Consider the following 21030-nt stretch of genomic DNA (forward strand, 5'->3'; position numbering starts at 1 on the left):
CACCCTGATTCTTCCTGGCGCGAGCGGCGGTGGCGAACCCGGGGCCCGATCGGGATGTCTCACCTCATTACGGGATGAACCGCAGCAAACCGGAGAGGGTCAGTCCGCGTGATCCTGCAGGACGGCGAAGACCGCGCCCTGATTGTCCACGAGCGTCGCGATACGTCCGTACGGAATGTCGACGGGTGGGCTCTGCACCCGGCCGCCGAGCCTGCGGGTGACACGGGCGGCCTCGTCGCAGTCGTCGACAGTGAAGTAGACGAGGAAGTGCGCGGGCAGCTCCGCCGGCAGGTCCTCGCCCATCAGCTCGCGCCCGCCGACGGCCGTGTCGGGCCCGGCCGCGCTGCCGGCGGGCGACCAGGTGCGGAAGCCGTCGATCACGCCGTCCAGATCGAAGCCCTCGAACCCGAAGACCGTCTCGTAGAAGGCGTCGGCCCGGGCGGCGTCGCGCACCTTCACCTCGGTCCAGCAGAAGGAGTCCGGCTCCCCGGACTTCTCGAAGCCCTCGTGCGTACCGCCCTGCCAGAGCCCGAAGACCGCGCCCTCGGGATCGGCCGCGAGCGCCATCGTGCCGAAGGGCCCGACCGGCATCGGCTCCATCACCAGCTGCCCGCCCGCGTCCTTGATCCGCCGCGCGGTCGCGGGGGCGTCGGGGGTCGCGAAGTAGACGTTCCAGACCGTGGGCATCCGCCCGTCCTGCTTGGGTGCGAGCGCGGCGACGGCCTTGCCCTCCTTGTACGCCTGCGCATAGTGCCCGTACTCGGGCCCGGCGCCCTCGTCGAAGGTCCAGCCGAAGAGCTCCCCGTAGAACCGCTTGCCGGCCTCGACATCGGGCAGCAGTGCATCCGCCCAGCACGGCACACCCTCGGTATACGCGGCCACGACTCGCACCTCCTGGAGTCACGGGCCCCTGTGGCACCCGTCACAGCCAAGCTAGTCCCGTACCCGGCGTACCGCAGGAAAACGAATCGAACACTTGGTCAATTCCGTACCGGAAGCCATCGGAACGCCCCGGCCGCAGCTCTCCCATATACCCCGAGTCCGCCTAACTCCCCCGTATCCCCCCCGACTCCCCCCGACCTCGTATCGTCCCCATTTGCAGTCGGCCGAATCGCGCCCCGATCACCCCTCGGTAAGCTGACGGCATGACAGGACAAGTGCGTACCGTCGACGGCCGCGTGGCCGGACGGCGTGGGCAGGCGACGCGTCAGAAGCTGCTCGACTGCCTCAGCGAGATGCTCAGTTCCTCGCCCTACCGTGACGTCAAAGTCATCGATGTGGCGCGGAAAGCGGGCACTTCACCCGCGACCTTCTATCAGTACTTTCCCGATGTCGAAGGCGCCGTCCTGGAGATCGCGGAGCAAATGGCCGCGGAGGGCGCCGGGTTGACCGATGTCCTCGCCGAACGCTCCTGGGTGGGCAAGGCCGGCTGGCAGGCCGCTCAGGAACTCGTCGACGGATTCCTCGAGTTCTGGCGCAAGAACGACGCCATTCTGCGCGTCGTGGACCTCGGCGCGGCCGAGGGCGACAAGCGCTTCTACAAAATCCGGATGAAAATCCTGAACTCGGTCACCAACTCCCTTACCGACACGGTCAAGGACCTCCAGGACAAGGGCAAGGTCGACAAGGACGTCAATGCCGCGGCGATGGCGGGCTCGCTCGTCGCGATGCTCGCGTCGGTCGCCTCGCACCAGAAGGGTTTCTCGACCTGGGGCGTGAAGCAGGCCGAACTCAAGCCGAATCTCGCGCTGTTGGTGCACCTGGGCATCACCGGAAAGAAGCCGACGAAGTAATCCTCGGCCTTGCACGGCACTGCTCCTGTCATACGGGCGGCGGCCACCCTCTCCGTGGAGGGTGACCGCCGCCCGTTTCTCGTCGCCGCCTACGAGCCGGTACGGCGCTCGATCCGGAAGAGCCGTATCTCCCGGTCCACGCGCGCCTGATACGTCGCGTACGGCGGCCAGAACTTCAGGCACTTCTCCCACGCGGCGGCCCGCTCGTCGCCTTCGAGCAGCCGGGCCGTCACCGCAATGTCCGTGCCCTTCCAGCTGATCTCCGCCTCGGGGTTCTTCAGGAGGTTCACCGTCCATACGGGATGTCCGGGGCGCCCGAAGTTGGAGCCGATCAGAATCCAGGTGCCGGTGTCCTCCTCGGGCATGCACGCGAGCGGAGTACGCCGCGGGATCCCGCTCTTGGCGCCCTTGACCGTGAGGATGACGCCCGGCAGCATCTGCGCGCTGAGCATCACCTTGCCGCGCGTGAGCTTGTGCACGGCCCGGTCCATCGCGGGCACGAAGTGCGGCCCGACCTTCATGAACAGCTTGCTCGACGACACCTTCTGCATGAGCTTCACTCCGGGCGGCATCAGACCGCCACCTCCTCCGCCTCGGCGAGAAACAGGCCGGCGTGGTCGGCCGCATGGGCACGCAGCCGGTGAACCGGACCGAAGAGCAGCTCGTCGCTCGCGGCCCGCTTGAAGTACAGATGCGCCTCGTGCTCCCAGGTGAACCCGATCCCGCCGTGCAGCTGGATCGCCTCCCCCGCGGCGGTCCGCAGCGCGTCGAGCGCCTGCGCGAGCGCGAGCCCGCCCACCCTTCCCCAAGCTCTCGACTCCGCTCGAGCAGGGGAGACCCCAATGCCATCTTCGCGCGCGGCGGCCCAGGCCGCGTAGTACGCGGCCGAACGCGCGGCCTGCACCGCCACGTACACATCCGCGAGCCGGTGCTTCACCGCCTGGAACGAGCCGATGGCCCGCCCGAACTGCTCGCGCTGCTTGGCGTATTCGACGGTCCGCTCAAGGGCGCGGTCCGCGGCGCCGACGGCCTCGGCCGCGAGCACCGCGGCGGCGGCGTTCCCGGTGGCGGCGAGGGCCTCGGCGACCGTGCCCGCATCATCGGGCCCCAGCAACTCCGCCTCCGCGTCGCGCAGTTCGACCCGCGCCTGCGGCCGTGTCTCGTCCAGGGTCGTCTGCCGCACCCGTACGACACCGGCGCTGTCCGCCCGTACGAGAAAGAGCAGCGCCCTCGACCGGGCGAACCCTCCCGTGTGCGCGGCGACGAGCAGCAGATCGGCGCTGTGACCGTCGAGCACCTGCTCGGCCTGCCCGTACAGTCGCCAGCCCTCCTCGTCGCAGCGGGCCTGCACTCCGCCCGCGCGGCCGCCGCCCGCCCAGTCGCCCTGGTTCGCTCCCGCGAGCCCGAGCGCGGTCGCGAGCGCGGAGCCGGGCACGGCGAGCGCCGCGGTCAGCTCGCCCTGAGCGATCCGCGGCAGCAGCGCAGCGCGCTGCTCCTCGGTCCCGAGCCGCCGGATCAACGGCAGCGCGAGCGCGGCCGTGGCGAGCAGCGGCGACGGCAGCAGTACCCGCCCGGTCTCCTCGCAGGCGAGTGCGAGCTCTGTGGCCGTGCACCCGACACCGCCGTGCTCCTCGTCGAGCGCGAGGCCGGGCAGGCCGAGCCGGGCGGCAAGGGTGCGCCACAGCTCCTCGTCGTGACCGGCGGGGGTACGGGCCGCCGCCTTGACCTCGTCGGGCCCCGCGCGCTTGGCCATGAGCTCGCGCAGCGTGCGGCGGATTTCGTCCTGCTCGGCAGTGAACGCGGCGTCCATGAGCGGGCTCCTCCCCCGGGTCCCCTCTGGCGGCCCCGGATCTGACGGCGCGTCATGTTAGGTCTTGCGCGGCGAGATGCACAGGGGTGGAGGCTGCTTTGTCGGTCCGGCCCGCGGCACGGGGGCCGATGCGCTGCGGCTGGTTCTCGGTGGGGGGCCTTGCTTGGTCCTTGTTTGGGCCTTGTTCGGCCCTTGCCGGGAATCTCGGCTGGGCCGCGGCGGGGGGCCTTGCTTGGCCCTTGCCGGGAGTCTCGGTTGGGCCGCGGCGGGGGGCCTTGCTTGGCCCTTACCGGGAGTCTCGGTTGGGCCGCGCCGGGGGCCAGCTTGGCCCTTACCGGGAGTCTCGGCTAGGGCGCGCCCGGGGGCCCGCTTGGCCCCGGCGGGGGAGGCTGTTTGGTCGTGCCGGGAGGCCCCGCCAGGCCCGCCGGGTAACCCTGGCTTGGCACTTGCCGGGAGTCCCCGCCAGGCCGCGCCGGGGGCACTGCTTGGCCCCGGCGGGGGAGGCTGTTTGGTCCTGCCGGGAGACCCCGCCAGGCCCCACCGGGAGACCCTTGCTTGGCATTTGCTGAGAGTCCCCGCCAGGCCGCGCGGGGGCCCTGCTTGGCCCCGGCGGGGGACGCTGTTTGGTCCTGCCGGGAGACCCCGCCAGGCCCCGCCGGGAGACCCGCTTGACCCCGCCGGGGGACGGACCTGACCCAGCCAGGAGATCGGCCCTCGCCCCGGCCGGGAGGTCGGCCCTCACTGTCGCGATCCCCCTTCAGCGTCCCCGTGGGCATCATGTGGGGACCCGGGCCGGTATGGCGTGGGCACCGGGGCCGGTTTGGCGTCGGCACCCAGGCCGGCACCGCGTGGGATCCGGGCCGGCATCGCGTCGGCACCCGGGCCGACATGGCGTGCACACCCGGCCGGCATCGCTGGGGCACCCCCGGCATGGCGTGGGCACCCGGGCCGGTACCCCGGGGCGTCGGCGTCCCGTCAGCAGACGGTCCCCGGACCCTGCGCCGTAGCCCTGAGCAGATCCCTGACCAGCACGTAATCCACCTTGGCGGCGCTGCGGAACCGCAGGCATCCCTTGCCCATGTCCTGCCCGGCGAGCCGTTGCTCGAAGGCCTCGCGCACGTCGCTGCGCATCAGATAGAAGGAGATGTACTGCTTCTGATTGGCGAGCGCGATCTCCAACTCGCCGCCCCGGCGCACGTAACCGGGCATCCCGTACGCCATGACCTCGTCGAACCCGTCGAGCTCACTGCGACACAACTCCCGCAACTTCCGCACGAGCTCCCGCCTCCCGTCATCCTCGATCTCCCCGAGGTAGGCATCGACGTCCTGCGCACTGCTTTGGGCCATGGCCCGAGTATCCCTTGCGGGGTGGGCGGCGGCACGGCGCGCTCACCCCCGGACGGGCTGCGCACGGCTGGCTGGAGGTACCTCGGCTGCAGCGCCTTGGCTGCGGTGCGGTCGGCTGCGGCACCTTCGCCGGGTGCGCCTGACCGCGGGACGCCTGGGCTGCGCTTCGGCCTACTGGGGTGAGGAGCGCCGGGGCTGGGCACCATCGCCGCCTGCGGGTGGTCTGCGCCTGCGGCGGCCAACTTTCCCCTACCCGCCCCTTCCCGAAACCGAGGGCTACGCCCCCGGACCCCGGGGTGGGTGGGCACCCCGGGTCGGCGGCCCCCGGGTCGGCGGACCCCCAGGTCGGCGGACCCCCAGGTCGGTGGACACCCCGGTCGGTGGACACCCCGGTCGGTGGACACCCCGGGTCGGTTGAGGTTTGGGGCTTCGCCCCTTGCCCCCTTGTCGCGCCTGAACGGCGCTCGTCCTCAAACGCCGGACGGGCTGGAGTTGGACGCTCCGTCCAGCGCGTCCAGCGCGTCCAGCACAGCCAGCACAGCCAGCGCGAGTCGGTGCACCCGCCGAGAGCCGGTGCGGGAGGCGCAGCCGGTGCGGGAGGCGCAGCCGGTGCGGGAGGCGCGGAGGCCTGAGTGCGCAGGCGGAGTTGGCGGCGCAGCGGGGGTGCGTGGGTGGTCAGGGGGTGCGGAGGGGCTCCGCCTGCAGCCGCACAGCGGCCAGCGGGGAAGCCCCACCCGCCCGCAGTCGCGCACCGGTTGGCGCAGAAGCCCACCCGGCCCGCAGCCGCGCACCGCCGGGGCAGAAGCCCACGCACCTGCAGTCGGGACCCGCCGGGACAGAAACCCACCCGCCAGCAGCCGGGCCCCGCCGAGACAGAAGCCCACCCGGCCTGCAGTCGCGATACGGCCGGAGGGGACGGGGTGGGGTGCCTGGTTTTCGGGCGGTCCGAGACGACAACGCGAGTCCCTCGGTACCGGCCCACATTGCCCGAAAACCAGGTACCCCACCCCGGCACCGACCCAAAAGACGAACCGCAGGCGGCAAAGCACACCGACGGGAAGCCAGACACAAAGCAGCAGCCGGCACAGCGCACCGGAAGAACGCCGGCTACGAAGCCGCAGCCCGAGCCGCACCGGACAGAGAGCCGGCCAAGAAGCCACAGCCCCACTGCGCGACGTACAGAGAGCCGGCCAAGAAGCCACAGCCCCACTGCGCGACGGACGGAGAGCCGGCCACGAAGCCGCACCCAAGCAGCAGAGGGGGCCTGGGGGCGAGAGCCACCAGCGGGGGCCCGGGGGCAGAGCCCCCGTGACCTCAACCTCCAGGCCAGCACCCCCGCCCCCTCAACACCTGCCCCACCCACCAAATCTGATGTACCGTCAGATTCATGCCCACCGCCATATCCAGCGCCCACCGCAAGGTGGCCATCGCCGGAGTCGCGCTCTCCGACTGCGGCAAGGTAGACGACGCCACCCCCTACGCCCTGCACGCCCAGGCCGCCCGCCGAGCCCTCGCGGACTCCGGGCTCGACAAGGGCCTCATCGACGGCTTCGCGTCCGCCGGCCTCGGCATCCTCGCCCCCGTGGAGGTCGCCGAATACCTCGGCATCAAGCCCACCTGGGTCGACTCCACCTCCGTGGGCGGCTCCACCTGGGAGGTGATGGCCGCCCACGCCGCCGACGCCATCGCGCAGGGCCACGCCAACGCCGTGCTCCTCGTCTACGGATCCACCGCCCGCGCCGACATCAAGGCCAGGCGCCGCACCTCGAACCTCTCCTTCGGCGCCCGCGGACCGCTCCAGTTCGAGGTCCCGTACGGCCACACCCTCATCTCGAAGTACGCGATGGCCGCCCGCCGCCACATGCACGAGTACGGCACGACCCTCGAGCAGCTCGCCGAAGTCGCCGTACAGGCAAGGGCGAACGCCGCGCACAACCCGGACGCGATGTTCCGCGACCCCATCACGGTCGACGACGTACTGGCCGGCCCCATGATCGCGGACCCGTTCACGAAGCTGCACTGCTGCATACGCTCCGACGGCGGCGCGGCCGTGCTGCTCGTCGCCGAGGAGTACGTGGCCGACTCCGCGAAGGCCCCGGTCTGGGTGCTCGGCGCCGGCGAGCACGTCTCGCACACCACGATGTCCGAGTGGGAGGACTTCACCGTCTCCCCCGCCGCCGTCAGCGGAAAGCTCGCGTTCGAGCGGGCCGGTGTCACCCCGGCCGACATCGACATCGCCGAGATCTACGACGCCTTCACGTATATGACGCTCGTGACCCTGGAGGACCTCGGCTTCTGCGCGAAGGGCGAGGGCGGCGCCTTCGTCGAGAAGGGCCGGCTGACCTTGACCGGCGACCTCCCGACCAACACGGACGGCGGCGGGCTCTCGGCCCAGCACCCCGGGATGCGCGGCCTGTTCCTGCTCGTGGAGGCGGTACGGCAGCTGCGCGGCGAGGCGGGCGACGGCCAGGTGCGCAAGGCCGGCGGCCGACTGCCCGAGCTGGCGGTGGCCTCGGGGACGGGCGGCTGGTTCTGCTCCGCGGGCACGGTGATCCTCGGACGCTGAGCCGTTCGGGCTACGGAGAGCCGGCGAGCTGTCGGCAGCGCGGGTGGACCCAGTCGGAGGGGGTACAGCAGCGCGGGAGGACCCAGTCGGAGGGGTACAGCAGCGCGGGAGGACCCAGCCGGAGGGGGGACCAGCAGCACGGGAGGACCCAGCCGGCGGGCGGGCGGGCGGGTCCAGCACGCCAAGGGCCCCGCACACCAAGGGCCCAGCACGCGGGCGGGGGCCGACGGCAGCAAGCCGTCGGCCCCCGCCCGTATCGCAGACGCCGGTTCAGCCGAGGAGTCGGCCGGACCGGGCCGACCGAAGCGGGACAACCGGACCAGGCCGACCGAGGCGGACCGACCGAACCGGTCGAACCGAACCGGTCGAACCGAAGCGGACCAACCGAAGCGGTCGAACCGAAGCCGACCAACCGAAGCGAACCGGCCGATCCGGATCAGCCGAAGCAGATCAGCCGAAGAACGGGATCTTGAACTCCGGCAGCTTCGTCCCGGTCGGCAGCTTGATGCTCGACGGGTCGAGCGGCTTGGCGACGAGCTTGATCGCGGCGTCGAGGCTGAGCGCGCTCACGATGTTCGCCACCGCGGTGTTCACCAGCGAGATCGAGGCCAGGACCTTGTCCGTGTCCTTCTTCTCGATGGCGTCGACCAGCGCCGAGGCCTGGACGGAGAGGCCCGCCATCGCCGCTTCCAGCTGCGGGACGTCCTCCGGCGCGGGCGCCGTGAGCGCGCGGTCGAAGGCGGCGCGGTAGGCGTCCGCGTCGACCGTGCCCTGCTCGACGTCGGCGACCAGGCTCTCCGCCGTGGCCGCGTACGCGCGCAGCATGTCCTCGTACGCGGCCACGGAGGCGGCCGGAACGGCGGCACGCACCGGCGCCTGGGCGACGGCGGCGTAGGAGCCGCCCGCGGCACCGAGGACGACGGAGCCCGCGAGGACCGCGCCGATGACGGCGCGGGCGGTGGTGTGCTTCTGCATGAGGGGGGTCCCTTCCGGGGTTCTGGGTCGATCGGGTTGAGGGAACGGGCCGGCCCTGACCACAGCCTGTGACCACCCATGACCCTCCGCAACCGCAAGGGTCCGAACAGGAGTGCCAGGCCTCGCGGGGCCCCGTCGGAACACCGGCGCCGGGCCATGCGTTCTCCCGCGTGACGGACCCGAAGACGTGACCGCAACCGAAGGAGTCAGCCATGGCACTGAGTCGCGAAGAGCGGGAAGAGTTCCTCGCCGAGCCGCATGTCGCCGCCCTGTCCGTCGACGGAGGCGAAGGGCGCGCACCCCTGACGGTGCCGGTCTGGTACCAGTACGCGCCCGGCGGCGACATCTGGGTCCACACCGGCAAGGGGTCGCGCAAGCACCAACTCATCGAGAACGCAGGCCGGTTCACGCTCATGGTGGACCGCCTGACCCCGACCGTGCGCTATGTCTCCGTCGAGGGCTCGGTGATCTCCACGGTCCCGGCGACCCACGAGCACCTGGTCGAGATCTCCTCGCGCTACATGCCGCCCGAGAAGCTCGCCGGATACCTGGAGTACGCCGAGAAGAACCACGGCGAAGCGGTCATCATCACGCTGCGCCCTGAGCACTGGATCTCCTCGGACCTCGGCGCCTTCTGAGCCGACGGGTGGGTGCGGCGGCGGCTCCTGCCGCTCGGGCGGCCCCTGCCGCTCGGGCGGCCCCTGCCGCTCGGGCTGCTCGGGCCGCCCAGGCTGCTCGGGCCGCTTGAGCCGCCCGGGCTGCCCAGGCCGCCCAGGTGCGTACGAGAATCCCCGTATGACGTCGCACGAGGGACACGCACCGCATCAGCACGAAGGATCGGCGCCGCACGAGGCCGCCGCGCCCACCCCCGCCGAGTTCACCGAACTGCTGCGCGCCCAGCGGGTCTGGGATGTCGAGCTTCCCGAGTTCGACCCCGCCGCGGCGCCCGGCGCGCCCCTGCTCCTGTTCCGGCGCTGGTTCGCCGAGGCCGTCGCCGCGGGCCAGACCGAGCCGCACACGATGCAGCTCGCCACGGCCGATGCGGCGGGCTGCCCCGACGTGCGCACCCTGATGCTGCACGGCGCCGACGAGGCCGGCTGGCACTTCGCCTCGCACGCCACCAGCAGCAAGGGACGCCAGCTGGCGGCCCGCCCCGAGGCCGCCCTGCACTTCTACTGGCCGGCCCAGGCCCGCCAGATCCGCCTGCGCGGCCCCGTCACGGCGGCTCCGTCCGCCGAGAGCCAGGCGGATCTGCACGCCCGCTCGACCGGCGCACTCGCGGCGGCCCTGGTCGGGCGCCAGAGCGAACTCCTCGTATCCCAGAAGGAGTTGGCGCGGGAGTCGGCGGCCGCATGGGAGCGCGCGCAGGCCGAGCCCACCGCTCCGGTCCCGACCTGGACGCTGTACGTACTCGACCCGGTGGAGGTCGAGTACTTCCAGGGCGACGCCCGCCGCCGCCACATCCGCCTGCGCTACCGGCGCGACGGCAACGGCGGCTGGACCCGCGAGCTGCTCTGGCCGTAAGCCCCGCCCGTCGCCAGGTCCTCAGGAATCCCGCCCGTCACCAGGTCCTCGGGAATCCCGCCCGTCGCCAGGCCCTCGGATATCCCGCCCGTCGCCAGGTCCTCGGGAATCCCGCCCGTCGCCAGGCCCTCGGATATCCCGCCCGTCGTCAGACCCTCAGAAATCCCGCCCTCAGGAAATCGGCTGGAACGCCACCCTCAGGAGACCGGCCGGAACCCGCCCTCAGGAAACCGGCCGAAACACCGCCACCTTGAACCCCTCCGCCTCACGGAAGGCCACCTCGAGCTCCATCCCGATCACGAGGTCCGCCTCCGCGCAGTCCACGACCTCGGTCATCATCCGCGGCCCTTCGGCCAGATCGACCACGGCCGCGGTGTACGGGGTGCGGGTGCCGAAGGGCGGCAGATCGTTGCGGTGCACGACGGACCACGTGTAGAGCGTGGCGCGCCCGCTCGCCTCGGCCCAGTCGGCGTTCTCGCTCCAGCAGCCCGGGCAGAACTCGCGCGGATAGTGGTGGGTGCGGCCGCAGTCCCGGCAGTGGCGCAGAAGCAGACGCCCCTCGGCGGCCGCCGCCCAGTAGGGCTCGGTGAAGGCGTCGGACTCGGGAAGGTCGAACCGTACGGAAGAGGAAGAAGACGCAGAAGAAGAAGACGCAGAAGACGGCGAAGAAGCGGAAGCAGGCGTGGGCATCAGAAGAGTCCGATCGCGCTGTCGAGGGACCAGGTCTGCCAGGACATCCCGAAGAGGGCCACGAAGGAGATCAGGCCCATCATCGCGTTCTGCCCCTGCTCGGCCCAGTCGTGGATCATCAGGACGAGGTAGAGGAGGTTGAGCAGCAGGCCGCCGACGAGGGCGATCGGCGTGAGGAAGCCGAAGACCAGGCCGAGACCCAGGGCGAGTTCGGCGTAGACGACGATGTACGCCATCACCTTGGGCCGGGGCTCGACGACCTTCTGGAACCCGGTCTTCACGAAGGGCCACTTGTGCTTGCCGGCCACGTCGGCGGCCCAGGCGATACCGGTACCGCGCTCGAACCAGCCCTTCTTGTCCTTGTGCCGCCAGCTCTCCAGCCACCACAGACCGAGACCGATCCGCAGGACGGCTGTCCACTCGGCTCCGCTGAGCCAGACCGTTTCCATGCCGGTACACCACCTCACGCGCGAGCCGTTTCTGACGGTACGTCAGTTCAGCGGATGGGGGCGGCTTTCCGCAAGAGGCAGGGGGCAGCGAGGGCACGACGAGCGGAACGGCCCGACGGCAAAGGCATCGCGGCCGGCGCCCCGCGGCAGGCGCCGTGATCAATTCGCAACCGCTTTGCCGTTTGACCGCGCCCCATCAAGCACCACCGCAATTACGCTCCCGCTCATGGCCGACACGTCTCAGACCCCCCTGCCCGGCATCGACCGCACCGAGGACCGCCCCGTCTACATCGTGGGCGGCGGCCCCGGCGGGCTCGCGACGGCCGCGGCGCTGCGCGCCAAGGGCGTACGGGCCGTGGTCCTGGAGAAGGCCGACCAGGTGGGCGCCTCCTGGCGGCGGCACTACGACCGCCTCCACCTCCACACCACCCGCAAGCTGTCCGGTCTACCCGGACTGCCCATGCCGCGCCGCTTCGGCCGCTGGGTCTCGCGGGACAACGTGGTGCGCTATCTGGAGAAGTACGCCGAGTTCCACGAGCTGGAGATCATCACCGGCGTCGAGATCTCCCGTATCGACCCGGCGCCCGACGGTCGCGGCTGGCTCCTGCACGGCAGCGGCGGCCGCGAGCTGACCGGCTCGGCGGTGGTGATCGCCACCGGCTACAACCACACGCCGCGCCTCCCGGAGTGGCCCGGACTCTCCTCATACGCGGGCGAGTTGGTGCACGCGAGCGACTACCGCAACGCCAAGCCGTACGCGGGCAAGGACGTGCTCGTCGTCGGCGTGGGCAACACGGGCGCCGAGATCGCCGTCGACCTCGTCGAGGGCGGCGCGTCCCGCGTCCGCCTCGCGGTGCGCACCGCGCCGCACATCGTGCGCCGCTCGACGGCGGGCTGGCCCGCGCAGCGCACGGGCATCCTGGTGCGCCGCCTGCCGGTCGGCCTGGTCGACCGGCTCGCCGCCCCGATGGCCAAGCTCTCGGTGCCGGACCTCTCCTCGTACGGTCTGCCGCGTCCGGACACCGGCCTGTACTCGCGGGTGCGCGAGGGCTCGATCCCGGTGCAGGACGTGGGTCTGATCGACGCCGTACGCAAGGGAGTCGTCGAACCCGTCGCGGCGGTGGAGTCCTTCGAGGACGGCAAGGTGGTCCTCGCGGACGGCTCGTCCATCGCCCCGGAGGCCGTGATCGCGGCGACCGGCTACGCGCGCGCACTCGAACCGCTGGTCGGCCACCTCGGCGTCCTGGACGACCACGGCCGCCCGGTGGTGCACGGCGGGCAGACATCCGCGTCGGCACCCGGCCTGTACTTCAACGGGTTCGTGAACCCGATCTCCGGGATGTTCCGCGAGATGGCCCTGGATGCGGAACGGATCGCTCGGGCGCTGGCACGGTAGTTTCACTCTCGGCGGTGCTGAAGTGGCCGCAGTGGCAGGCGAGTTGCATGCCCTGCGCATGCGATACGCGCGAGTTGCACGTGAGTTGCACGTGAGTTCACCCATCGGACCGGAGGACGCACATGGCACGTGAAAGATCCAGCCTCACCCGCCGTTCGCTGCTCGGCGCAGGAGCAGCGGCCGGTATCGGCACCCTGGCGGTGGCGACGGCGGGGCCCGCGGCCGCCGCCACGAGGGACGCGGACGTCGTGATCATCGGCGGCGGGCTCGCCGGCCTCACCGCGGCCCGCGACCTCAAGAAGGCCGGCAAGAACGTGGTGGTCCTGGAGGCGCGCGACCGCGTGGGCGGCCGTGTCCTGAACCTCCAGGTGCCCGGCGGCGGTGCCACCGAGGGCGGCGGCGAGTTCATCGGCCCGACGCAGGACCGGATGAAGGCCCTGGCCGACGAGGTCGGCGTGGCCACCTTCCCCACGTACAACACGGGCAAGAACCTGCTCCGCAAGGACGGCAAGAACACCCCGTACGCCACCGACGGCCTGCTCGGCGCGGTGCCGCCGATCGACGTGGCGGGCCTCGCGAACGCCGCGGCCGTCCAGGCGCTGCTCAACGACATGGCCAAGAAGGTCCCGGTGGGCGCTCCCTGGACCGCCGAGAAGGCCAAGGAGTGGGACCAGCAGACCTTCGAGACCTGGCTGCGGCACAACGCGGTGGTGCCCTCGGCGAAGTTCCTCTTCGACGTGGCCTGCGCCTCCGTCTTCAGCGCGGAACCCCGTGAACTCTCCCTCCTCTTCGTCCTGTTCTACATAGCCGCAGCCGGCAACGAGACGAACCCGGGCACCTTCGAGCGCCTCACCGAGACGGCGAACGGCGCCCAGGCCATCCGCTTCAAGGGCGGCTCGCAGCTCGTGCCGATCAAGCTGGCCGAGACGCTCGGCGACAGCGTGGTCCTGAACGCGCCCGTGCGCCGCGTGGCCAAGGACGGTGCCGCGTACACCGTCACCGCCGACGGGATCACGGTCCGCGCGGGCCGTGTGATCGTGGCACTCGCGCCGCCGCTGGCCGCGCGGATCGAGTTCGACCCGCTGCTGCCCGCCGGGCGCGACCAGCTGGCGCAGCGGCTGCCCATGGGCTCGGTCGGCAAGGCGATCGCCATCTACGACCGGCCGTTCTGGCGCGACGCGGGCCTCAACGGCCAGGTGCTCAGCGACACCGGCATGGTCCGCTCCACCTTCGACAACTCCCCCGAGGACGCCTCGTACGGCGCCTTGATGGGCTTCATCGAGGCGGACCAGATGCGGTCCCTGAACGGCGCGAGCGAGGCCGAGGTGAAGGCCGCGGTCCTCAAGGACTACGCCACGTACTTCGGCGACAAGGCGAAGACCCCGACGGCGTTCCTGCTGCAGCGCTGGGACAACGAACGCTTCACGCGCGGCGGCCCGGTGGCCTACGCCCCGCCCGGCGTGCTCACGTCCTACGGCCCCGAACTGCGCCGCCCCGTCGGCGGCATCCACTGGGCGGGCACGGAGACGTCCACGTACTGGTACGGCTACATGGACGGCGCGGTCCGCTCGGGCGAGCGGGTGGCCAAGGAGGTTCTGGCGGTGCTGTGAGCGCAGGGTCCGTCGCGTCCGGGGTTCAGCCCGGCCAACCTGGCCGAACCCTGGACACCGCCGCTCAGACCTCGACCGCGGTGATGCGGGGGTGTTCTTCGGCCAGCATCCTGATGTCCTCGACATCCGAGGCCAGAATCGTCACGGGACCCGCCTGACCAAGTGCTGTCGCACAGACGATGGCATCCATCGCGTACTTGTGCCCATGCAGGCCGGCCGCGGCAAGGAGCTCGGATGCGGTGCGGGCGACCTGCTCGGAGACCGGCTCCGCCTTGAGGCGCGAGACCACCCAGTCGAAGCGCGCCTGGGCAGTCGCCGGGTCACGCGCTTCGACAAGCGTGACGGCGCTGACGAGCACGCGCGCATCGTGTTCGGCAGCCGCGGCCAGACGGGCGGCCATCGCGCGATCGTCCCGTACGAGCAGGGACAGGCTTCACCGTCCAGCATGAAGGTAGGGCTCACGCGGCGCTTCCTCGAGCGTCGGCCCCCTCGCCGGCGCCGAAGAGCTCGGCTTCCGCCGCCGCGAGCTCTTCGGTGCTGAAGCCGCCATGGCGGGCAACGTGATCGTCGACCAGCTCTTGGAGGTTGTCGCGCTCGATCTGACGCTGCACCGCGGCCTCGATGTACGCGGAGACGCCTCGCTTGCCGACGCGCGAGCGCACCGCGCCGATCGTGCCGGCGTGAAAGGAGACGGAGACGTTGGTCGTCGGCCCGGCGCCGGGGACCGTTTCATCGATCTCGGACATGACCGAAGTCCAAGAGATTTTCTATTAGACGCGAAGCGTGCGAGGTCGGAGCACGTCGTAGGGCACGTCGCGCCACAGTTCTCGTAGCGGGGACGTCTCGTCGGAGGTCAGGTGGTCGGTGGGGACCGCCCACTGTCGCACCGGTGTGGCGTCCGCCGAGAGCGGTGGCCAGCCCGGGTCGCCAGTGGTGGCGAATGATGCCCAGGCCTGTTGCATACGGGTGGACAGGGCGCGGTCCTCCGCGTCGGGGGCACCGCCGATCAGGAAGGCGGCGCCCACGGCGTCCAGGTTGCCGAAGGCGAACGGGATGTCCGCGGTGTGCCAGGGGCGGGCACCGTCGCGGCGGCGGGTGAAGCGGGAGGCGTACGCGCGGCCGCCCGCTCTCGCGTGCTGCTCCGCGAGGCGGGTGGTGTACTCGGCGAAGCGTGCGTCGCCGAAGAGGGCCAGGTAGCGGTCGAGGGGCGGGCTCTGCGGCATCAGGGTCCGGTAGCCGTCGAGGACCCGGTCCGGGTCCGGCAGCCCCAACGCGGCTGCGAAGAAGGCGAGTTCGGGCTCGGTGGCGACCTCCCGTATCGCGCCCACGGCGTGCAGGAACGTGGTCTCCTCCGACGTGTGGCATACCAGGAGGTCCACCTCGCGCGCGGCCCCGGCGGCGAGCGAGGCGAGCGGCTCCGCGGCCAGCACCTCGCCGTCGACGACGGGCTGGAAGAGCACGGGATCGTACGCGTGGATCGCGGCGACGGGGGCGCTCGGGGTGGTCGCACCAGCCGGGGCGGTCGGGGCGGTCGCGCCGGACGAGGCCGTCGGGGCCGTCGCGCCGGACGAGGCCGTCGGGGCCGTCGCGCCCATCGAGGCGGTCGAGGCGGTCGAGGCGGTCGAGGCGGTCGCACCGCCCGGCGGAAGCGGTGCCGTCAGGCTGTTCGACGCCAACCGGTCGGCTGCGGCGACGAGTTGCGCGGGCGGAGCGGACAGCAGACCCTCGGCCGTAGGGGCGACCGCCGCCTGCGCCGCGATCCGCTCGCTGATCGCCGCGGCGAGCCCCCGGGTGTACGTGACACTGGGCACGCTGTGGGCGATGACCCGGCGGAACAAACCGCGCGCGGCGGGCATCGCCATCAGACACACCGCCGATCCGGCCCCCGCCGAGTGCCCGGCCACGGTGACCTGGCCCGGATCGCCGCCGAACGCGGAGATGTTGTCCCGCACCCACCTCAGGGCGGACAGCTGGTCGAGCAGCCCGCGGTTGTCGGGGAACCCGGGCACGTGCCCGAACCCCTCGAACCCGACACGGTAGTTGCAGCTGACCACGACGAGTCCGGCGCGCGCGAGGGCCGCCCCGTCGAAGCCGGGCTCGGCGGAGGAGCCGAAGGTGTACGCGCCGCCGTGGATCCAGAACAGCACGGGCAGTCCGTCCGCGTGCGGCGGCGTCCATACGTTGACGGTGAGGATGTCCTCGTCCCCGGGGCGCCACACCGGCGCACCGGGGAGCTCGGCCGACTGCGGTGAGATGGGGCCGAAGGCCGTGCACTCCCGCACCCCGTCCCAGCTCGCGGCGGTCTGCGGCGCGCGGAAGCGCCGGGGCCCGAAGGGCGCGGCGGCGTACGGAATCCCGAGCACGGCTGTGACACCGGCTCCGGGTCCGACTCCGCGCCCGGCATCGGCGTCCCTGCCCCGCACACGGCCGCCTGTCGTACGGAACGTACGGGACGTCCGGAACTCCATGTCAGTCCAGGCCTTCCAGAAAGGGCCCGACCACGCCGAGCAGCGCGTCCGGCCGTTCGAGATGCAGATCGTGTCCGGCGCCCGGAACGCTCGCCGCCCAGGTCCGCGGCCGCGCCGCGAGCATCGCGTCGACGTCCGCCGCGGGGACGAAGCTCCGCTCGCCGAGGACCACGAGGGCGGGGCAGCCGACCTGCGGCCACTGCGCCCGGAAGGAGCGCTCGCCGATCTCCGCGAGCGAGGCGACCATCACGTCCCGGTCGAAGCGCGGGCGCAGCCCGTCGCCGGTGTCCTCGAGACCCGCCGCCCAGCCCTCGCCCGCGGGCCCGCCGCCGAAGTACGCGCGCGCGTCCTCGCGGGAGGCGAAGGGGACGGGCCACGCGTCCAGCCAGGCACCGATCTCCTCCGGCGTCCGGGGACTCGCGTCACCCGGGGCGGCCTCGACGAGCACCAGGCCGCGCGCCAGATCCGGGTGCGCGGCTGCGGTGAGCAGGGCGGTGTGGCCGCCGAGCGACTGGCCGACGAGGACCGGGCGCTCAAGCCCCAACTCCCGTACGACAGCGACGACATCGGCGACGTACGCGGCACGCGACACATCGCCCGGCAGCCGGCTGCTCGCCCCGTGCCCGCGCTGGTCGAGGGCGACGACGCGGTACAAGTCACGCAGAGCGCGCGCGGCCTCGTCCCACTCCCCCGCATGACCGGCCAGTCCGTGCAGCAGCACAAGGGGCACCCCGTCGCCACCCCAGTCCCGGCAGACGAGCCGCACCCCGTCCCGCACAACCACCCGCTCGCCCCACACCACCGCACGCCCTCCCCCTGGCCGTCACCGAAGAAGTGATCATGCCGTACGGGGAGACGGCGGGTCTCGCCGATTACGGCCCGGGAGCGGTGCCGTAGGGCCTGGGGGCGGTGTCGTAGGGCGCGGTCCGGAGGTGCAGGGCGGCCCGGAGGCGCAGGGCGCGGTCCAAAGGCGCAGTGCACGCTCCGGAGGCGTACCCCTCAGCCCTCTCAGCCGTACAACCGCTCCAGCACCACCGCGACCCCGTCCTCCGTGTGCGGCGAAGTCACCTCGTCCGCAAGGGCCTTGAGGTCCTGGTGCGCGTTCTCCATGGCCACGGCGTACGCGGCCCACTGGAACATCGGGATGTCGTTCGGCATGTCGCCGAACGCGATCGTGTCCGCGGCGGACAGGCCGAAGCCCGACGCCGCCTGGGCGAGGCCGACGGCCTTGGACATGCCGAGCGGCAGGAGTTCCACGAGGCCGGCGCCCGCGACCGTGCAGTCCACCAGGTCACCGGCGGCCTCGGTGACCTCCTTCGCGAGGACGTCGTCGGCGAGGCCGGTGCACTGGACGCTGACCTTGTTGACGGGCTCGGCCCACAGCTCGTCGCCGGTGGCGCGGCGCGTGCCGGGCAGCGGGATCGGGGGCATCACGAAGGCCTCGTCGAGCAGCATCGCGCCGTCGGCACCGCCGCGGTTCACGCACAGGGCGAGCGGGCCGATGCGGTCGGCGATCCTGGTCAGCGCCTCGCGGGCGACCGCACGCGACAGGCCCGTCTCCTGGACCATGACGCCCGCGCCGGCGTCGTACAGCTGCGAGCCCTGCCCGCAGACGGCGAGCCCGTCGTAGCCGAACGCGCCGAGGACCTCCCGTACGAGCGGGACGGGCCGGCCGGTGACGACCACGTGGCGCGCGCCGGCCGCGCGGGCGAGACCGAGGGCGGCGCGGTTGCGCGGGGAGACGGCGTGGTGACTCGCGTCGAGCAGCGTCCCGTCCATGTCGGTGGCCACCAGGCGGTACGTCATCTGCGCTCCCGTATCACGACACGCTTCCTCATCAGGACACTCTTCCTCAACACCCTCTCGCGACCCGCACCCCCGCGTCAGGGACCAAAGTCCCTAAAGGCGGCGTAAAGGACCTCGCCCGCGGAGGCCTTTCCGCTGGATCGCGCCATCCGCGCGCGGGATCGCGATCTTCTCGTACGAGAAGGTCTGACCAGCCCCGCGGCCGGGTACGGAACCCGCAACCCGCCCTCCCCTCGTGCCGTTCTCGTGCAGATTCCGGTGCAGAGCTGTTCCTGACGGAGCGTCAGTTCAGTAATCTGACTACGCGTCAGTTCTGTTGGCCGTAGTCAGGACGTAACTCAGGAGGCGGGCGTCAGCGATGCTTGGATCGACTCACGGCACCCTCACCACCGACTCCCGCCCGGCCCGCGTCGTGGCCTGCGGCGAGCGCCCCACGCCTGCGGTGCACAGCGTCGCGGGCCCGCCGGGGGCATCCGACCTGGATGTCAGCGGCCGTCCGCTGCACGCGGACGTGCCCGACCTGGACAAGTTCTTCCGCCCCGAGTCGGTGGCCGTCATCGGGGCCTCCGACGCCGAGGGCCGCCCCAACACCGGCATCACCAAGCAGCTCATCGCCTGGGCCGAGCGGGTCGGCGCGCGGCTTCACCCCGTGCACCCGACCCGCGAGTCGGTCTTCGGGATACCGTGCGCGTCCTCGGTGGCGGACCTGCCCGAACAGGTCGACCTCGCCGTGCTCCTGGTCGGCGATCCGCTCCCCGTGATCGAGGAACTCGCCGAGTCCAAGGTGAAGTTCGCCGTGGCCTTCGCCTCCGGCTTCGCCGAGACCGGCGAGGAGGGCGCGCTCGCGCAGACCCGCCTCACGGCCGCCGTCGAGCGTTCGGGCATGCGGATGCTCGGCCCGAACACCAACCTCAACGCCTTCGAGAAGTTCCGCGACGACCTCGACGGTCCGGCCATCGCCCTGATCACCCAGTCCGGCCACCAGGGCCGCCCGGTCTTCGCGATGCAGGAGATCGGCGTACGGCTCTCGCACTGGGCCCCCACCGGCAACGAGGCGGACCTGGAGACCTCCGACTTCCTCTCCTACTTCGCCGAGCAGCCCGAAGTGGGCGCCATCGCCTGCTACATCGAGGGCCTCAAGGACGGCCGCGCCTTCCTGCTCGCCGCCGACCGTGCGGCCCGGCGCGGGGTGCCGGTGGTCGCGGTGAAGGTGGGGCGGACCGAGGCGGGCGCAAAGATGGCGGCCTCGCACACCGGCAAGCTCACGGGCGCGGACGACGTGGTGGACGCGGCGATGCGGCAGTTCGGCGTCATCCGGGTCGACGGGCTCGACGAACTCCAGGACGTATCAGCACTGTTGGCACGCGCCCGCAAGCCGCAGGCCGACGGCGTGGTCGTCTACTCGATCTCCGGCGGCACGGGCGCGCACTTCTCGGACCTGGCGACGGAAGCGGGCCTGAAGCTGCCCACGCTCTCCCAGGCCAAGCAGGACGAGCTGCACGAGTGGATCCCCTCGTACCTGAACGTCGCGAACCCCGTCGACAACGGCGGCCACCCGGTCGGCGACTGGCGCGGCCGCAAGATCATCGACGCGATCCTGGCCGACCCCTCCGTGGGCGTCCTGATCTGCCCGATCACCGGCCCCTTCCCGCCCATGAGCGACAAGCTCGCGCAGGACCTGGTGGACGCGGCCGAGCAGACGGACAAGCTGATCTGTGTGGTGTGGGGTTCGCCCGTCGGCACGGAGGAGGCCTACCGCACCACGCTCCTCGGCTCGTCCCGCGTGACCACCTTCCGCACCTTCTCGAACTGCATCACGGCGGTCCGCGCCTACCTCGACCACCACAGGTTCACCGACGGCTACCGCTCCCCCTTCGACGAGGCGCCGCGCACCCCGTCCCCGTCCTTCCGCAAGGCGCAGGCGCTGATGCGCCCCGGCCAGCAGCTCAGCGAGCACTCCGCCAAGCAGCTCCTTCGCGCGTACGGGATACGGGTGCCGCGCGAGCAGCTGGTGACGAGCGCGGCGGCGGCCGTACGGGCGGCGGGCCTGGTCGGCTACCCGGTCGTGATGAAGGCCTCGGGCGCCCAGCTCGCCCACAAGACCGAACTCGGCCTGGTGAAGGTCGGGCTGACCTCCGCCTCGCAGGTCCGCGACGCCTACCGCGAGCTCACGGACATCGCGCGGTACGAGGGCATCAAGCTCGACGGGATCCTGGTCTGCCAGATGGTGGAACGGGGGGTCGAGATGGTCGTCGGCGTCACCCACGACGCGCTCTTCGGGCCCACGGTGACCGTCGGACTGGGCGGCGTCCTGGTCGAGGTCCTGCGGGACGCGGCGGTCGCCGTACCGCCCTTCACCGAGGACCACGCCCGCGCGATGCTCTCGCAGCTACGGGGAGCGGCGCTGCTCGACGGCGTACGGGGCGGACCGCCCGTGGACGTCGACGCCCTGGTCGAGGTGGTGCTCCGCGTCCAGCGGATGGCACTCGAACTCGGCGACGAGCTGGCCGAGTTGGACATCAACCCGCTGATGGTGCTGCCGCGCGGGCAGGGGGCGGTGGCGCTGGACGCGTTGGCGATCTGCCGCTGAGGGCCC

At 71.9% G+C, this 21030-nt stretch carries 19 protein-coding genes; 7 read left to right on the forward strand and 12 right to left on the reverse strand.

Going from position 1 to position 21030, the window contains the following annotated elements; all coding sequences use genetic code 11:
* Positions 1 to 99: 99 nt before the first annotated feature.
* Positions 100 to 882 (reverse strand): AfsK-binding protein KbpA, encoded by a 783-nt coding sequence (gene kbpA / locus H9Y04_RS27935; RefSeq protein ID WP_187816836.1) that lies wholly within the window; start codon positions 880 to 882, stop codon positions 100 to 102.
* A gap of 263 nt (positions 883 to 1145) precedes the next feature.
* Between kbpA and H9Y04_RS27940 the strand changes: the two genes are divergently transcribed.
* Positions 1146 to 1793 carry a TetR family transcriptional regulator gene (locus H9Y04_RS27940; RefSeq protein WP_187816837.1) on the forward strand — a complete coding sequence of 216 codons (648 nt, stop codon included), beginning with the start codon at positions 1146 to 1148 and terminating at the stop codon, positions 1791 to 1793.
* Between the two features lie 89 nt (positions 1794 to 1882).
* Here H9Y04_RS27940 and H9Y04_RS27945 read toward each other — a convergent pair whose 3' ends face one another.
* The 3 genes from H9Y04_RS27945 to H9Y04_RS27955 form a co-directional block, all read right to left on the reverse strand.
* Positions 1883 to 2365: a nitroreductase family deazaflavin-dependent oxidoreductase gene (locus tag H9Y04_RS27945; protein ID WP_187816838.1), complete on the reverse strand. Its 483-nt coding sequence runs from the start codon at positions 2363 to 2365 to the stop codon at positions 1883 to 1885.
* A complete protein-coding gene (locus H9Y04_RS27950; RefSeq protein WP_187816839.1) occupies positions 2365 to 3603 on the reverse strand; it encodes an acyl-CoA dehydrogenase family protein in 1239 nt (412 codons plus the stop codon). The genes H9Y04_RS27945 and H9Y04_RS27950 overlap by 1 nt, the downstream gene beginning before the upstream one ends.
* A 975-nt stretch (positions 3604 to 4578) precedes the next feature.
* Positions 4579 to 4950, reverse strand: coding sequence for an iron chaperone (locus tag H9Y04_RS27955; protein WP_187816840.1), 372 nt, complete (start codon positions 4948 to 4950; stop codon positions 4579 to 4581).
* Positions 4951 to 6337: 1387 nt separating this feature from the next.
* Here H9Y04_RS27955 and H9Y04_RS27960 point away from each other — a divergent pair.
* Complete coding sequence (locus H9Y04_RS27960; RefSeq protein WP_187816841.1) at positions 6338 to 7516, forward strand: thiolase C-terminal domain-containing protein; 1179 nt, start codon at positions 6338 to 6340, stop codon at positions 7514 to 7516.
* Between the two features lie 450 nt (positions 7517 to 7966).
* On the opposite strand, the gene H9Y04_RS27965 is transcribed toward H9Y04_RS27960, so the two are convergent.
* Positions 7967 to 8491: a hypothetical protein gene (locus H9Y04_RS27965; protein ID WP_187816842.1), complete on the reverse strand. Its 525-nt coding sequence runs from the start codon at positions 8489 to 8491 to the stop codon at positions 7967 to 7969.
* A gap of 212 nt (positions 8492 to 8703) precedes the next feature.
* Here H9Y04_RS27965 and H9Y04_RS27970 point away from each other — a divergent pair, with 212 nt between their 5' ends.
* Both H9Y04_RS27970 and H9Y04_RS27975 read left to right on the forward strand, forming a co-directional pair.
* Positions 8704 to 9129 carry a pyridoxamine 5'-phosphate oxidase family protein gene (locus tag H9Y04_RS27970; RefSeq protein ID WP_187816843.1) on the forward strand — a complete coding sequence of 142 codons (426 nt, stop codon included), beginning with the start codon at positions 8704 to 8706 and terminating at the stop codon, positions 9127 to 9129.
* A 157-nt stretch (positions 9130 to 9286) separates the two neighbouring features.
* Positions 9287 to 10015, forward strand: coding sequence for a pyridoxine/pyridoxamine 5'-phosphate oxidase (locus H9Y04_RS27975; RefSeq protein ID WP_187816844.1), 729 nt, complete (start codon positions 9287 to 9289; stop codon positions 10013 to 10015).
* Between the two features lie 222 nt (positions 10016 to 10237).
* On the opposite strand, the gene H9Y04_RS27980 is transcribed toward H9Y04_RS27975, so the two are convergent.
* Together H9Y04_RS27980 and H9Y04_RS27985 are read right to left on the reverse strand one after the other, a co-directional pair.
* Positions 10238 to 10705 carry a Zn-ribbon domain-containing OB-fold protein gene (locus H9Y04_RS27980; protein WP_187816845.1) on the reverse strand — a complete coding sequence of 156 codons (468 nt, stop codon included), beginning with the start codon at positions 10703 to 10705 and terminating at the stop codon, positions 10238 to 10240.
* Complete coding sequence (locus H9Y04_RS27985) at positions 10705 to 11154, reverse strand: DoxX family membrane protein (RefSeq protein WP_187816846.1); 450 nt, start codon at positions 11152 to 11154, stop codon at positions 10705 to 10707. The genes H9Y04_RS27980 and H9Y04_RS27985 overlap by 1 nt, the downstream gene beginning before the upstream one ends.
* Positions 11155 to 11380: 226 nt before the next feature.
* Here H9Y04_RS27985 and H9Y04_RS27990 point away from each other — a divergent pair, with 226 nt between their 5' ends.
* Both H9Y04_RS27990 and H9Y04_RS27995 read left to right on the forward strand, forming a co-directional pair.
* Positions 11381 to 12550, forward strand: a complete 1170-nt coding sequence (locus tag H9Y04_RS27990; RefSeq protein WP_187816847.1) for a flavin-containing monooxygenase — start codon at positions 11381 to 11383, stop codon at positions 12548 to 12550.
* A 122-nt stretch (positions 12551 to 12672) separates the two neighbouring features.
* Positions 12673 to 14160 carry a flavin monoamine oxidase family protein gene (locus H9Y04_RS27995; RefSeq protein ID WP_187816848.1) on the forward strand — a complete coding sequence of 496 codons (1488 nt, stop codon included), beginning with the start codon at positions 12673 to 12675 and terminating at the stop codon, positions 14158 to 14160.
* A 64-nt stretch (positions 14161 to 14224) separates the two neighbouring features.
* On the opposite strand, the gene H9Y04_RS28000 is transcribed toward H9Y04_RS27995, so the two are convergent.
* From H9Y04_RS28000 to H9Y04_RS28025, 5 genes are all read right to left on the reverse strand, one after another.
* A complete protein-coding gene (locus H9Y04_RS28000; protein WP_306660184.1) occupies positions 14225 to 14560 on the reverse strand; it encodes a DNA-binding protein in 336 nt (111 codons plus the stop codon).
* A gap of 58 nt (positions 14561 to 14618) precedes the next feature.
* A complete protein-coding gene (locus tag H9Y04_RS28005) occupies positions 14619 to 14906 on the reverse strand; it encodes a hypothetical protein (RefSeq protein ID WP_187816849.1) in 288 nt (95 codons plus the stop codon).
* Positions 14907 to 14930: 24 nt separating this feature from the next.
* Positions 14931 to 16628 carry a carboxylesterase/lipase family protein gene (locus H9Y04_RS46965; protein ID WP_236071565.1) on the reverse strand — a complete coding sequence of 566 codons (1698 nt, stop codon included), beginning with the start codon at positions 16626 to 16628 and terminating at the stop codon, positions 14931 to 14933.
* A gap of 1 nt (position 16629) precedes the next feature.
* A complete protein-coding gene (locus H9Y04_RS28020; protein WP_187816850.1) occupies positions 16630 to 17430 on the reverse strand; it encodes an alpha/beta fold hydrolase in 801 nt (266 codons plus the stop codon).
* 206 nt (positions 17431 to 17636) lie between these two features.
* Entirely contained in the window at positions 17637 to 18434 is a 798-nt protein-coding gene (locus H9Y04_RS28025; RefSeq protein WP_187816851.1) for an HAD family hydrolase, read from the reverse strand.
* Positions 18435 to 18792: 358 nt separating this feature from the next.
* Between H9Y04_RS28025 and H9Y04_RS28030 the strand changes: the two genes are divergently transcribed.
* Complete coding sequence (locus tag H9Y04_RS28030; protein WP_187816852.1) at positions 18793 to 21024, forward strand: acetate--CoA ligase family protein; 2232 nt, start codon at positions 18793 to 18795, stop codon at positions 21022 to 21024.
* The last annotated feature ends 6 nt before the right edge of the window (positions 21025 to 21030 follow it).

Origin of the sequence: Streptomyces polyasparticus, assembly GCF_014493765.1 — a bacterium.
Taxonomy (GTDB): Bacteria; Actinomycetota; Actinomycetes; order Streptomycetales; family Streptomycetaceae; genus Streptomyces; species Streptomyces polyasparticus.

Coding starts and splice junctions, on each gene's coding strand:
- H9Y04_RS28030 (WP_187816852.1), top strand. CDS start 18,793: ATGCTTGGATCGACTCACGGCACCCTCACCACCGACTCCCGCCCGGCC.
- H9Y04_RS27970 (WP_187816843.1), top strand. CDS start 8,704: ATGGCACTGAGTCGCGAAGAGCGGGAAGAGTTCCTCGCCGAGCCGCAT.
- H9Y04_RS27955 (WP_187816840.1), bottom strand. CDS start 4,950: ATGGCCCAAAGCAGTGCGCAGGACGTCGATGCCTACCTCGGGGAGATC.
- H9Y04_RS27945 (WP_187816838.1), bottom strand. CDS start 2,365: ATGCCGCCCGGAGTGAAGCTCATGCAGAAGGTGTCGTCGAGCAAGCTG.
- H9Y04_RS46965 (WP_236071565.1), bottom strand. CDS start 16,628: ATGGAGTTCCGGACGTCCCGTACGTTCCGTACGACAGGCGGCCGTGTG.
- H9Y04_RS28000 (WP_306660184.1), bottom strand. CDS start 14,560: ATGGCCGCCCGTCTGGCCGCGGCTGCCGAACACGATGCGCGCGTGCTC.
- H9Y04_RS27965 (WP_187816842.1), bottom strand. CDS start 8,491: ATGCAGAAGCACACCACCGCCCGCGCCGTCATCGGCGCGGTCCTCGCG.
- H9Y04_RS28025 (WP_187816851.1), bottom strand. CDS start 18,434: ATGACGTACCGCCTGGTGGCCACCGACATGGACGGGACGCTGCTCGAC.
- H9Y04_RS27995 (WP_187816848.1), top strand. CDS start 12,673: ATGGCACGTGAAAGATCCAGCCTCACCCGCCGTTCGCTGCTCGGCGCA.
- H9Y04_RS27980 (WP_187816845.1), bottom strand. CDS start 10,705: ATGCCCACGCCTGCTTCCGCTTCTTCGCCGTCTTCTGCGTCTTCTTCT.
- H9Y04_RS27950 (WP_187816839.1), bottom strand. CDS start 3,603: ATGGACGCCGCGTTCACTGCCGAGCAGGACGAAATCCGCCGCACGCTG.
- H9Y04_RS27990 (WP_187816847.1), top strand. CDS start 11,381: ATGGCCGACACGTCTCAGACCCCCCTGCCCGGCATCGACCGCACCGAG.
- H9Y04_RS27960 (WP_187816841.1), top strand. CDS start 6,338: ATGCCCACCGCCATATCCAGCGCCCACCGCAAGGTGGCCATCGCCGGA.
- H9Y04_RS28005 (WP_187816849.1), bottom strand. CDS start 14,906: ATGTCCGAGATCGATGAAACGGTCCCCGGCGCCGGGCCGACGACCAAC.
- H9Y04_RS27985 (WP_187816846.1), bottom strand. CDS start 11,154: ATGGAAACGGTCTGGCTCAGCGGAGCCGAGTGGACAGCCGTCCTGCGG.
- H9Y04_RS27975 (WP_187816844.1), top strand. CDS start 9,287: ATGACGTCGCACGAGGGACACGCACCGCATCAGCACGAAGGATCGGCG.
- H9Y04_RS27940 (WP_187816837.1), top strand. CDS start 1,146: ATGACAGGACAAGTGCGTACCGTCGACGGCCGCGTGGCCGGACGGCGT.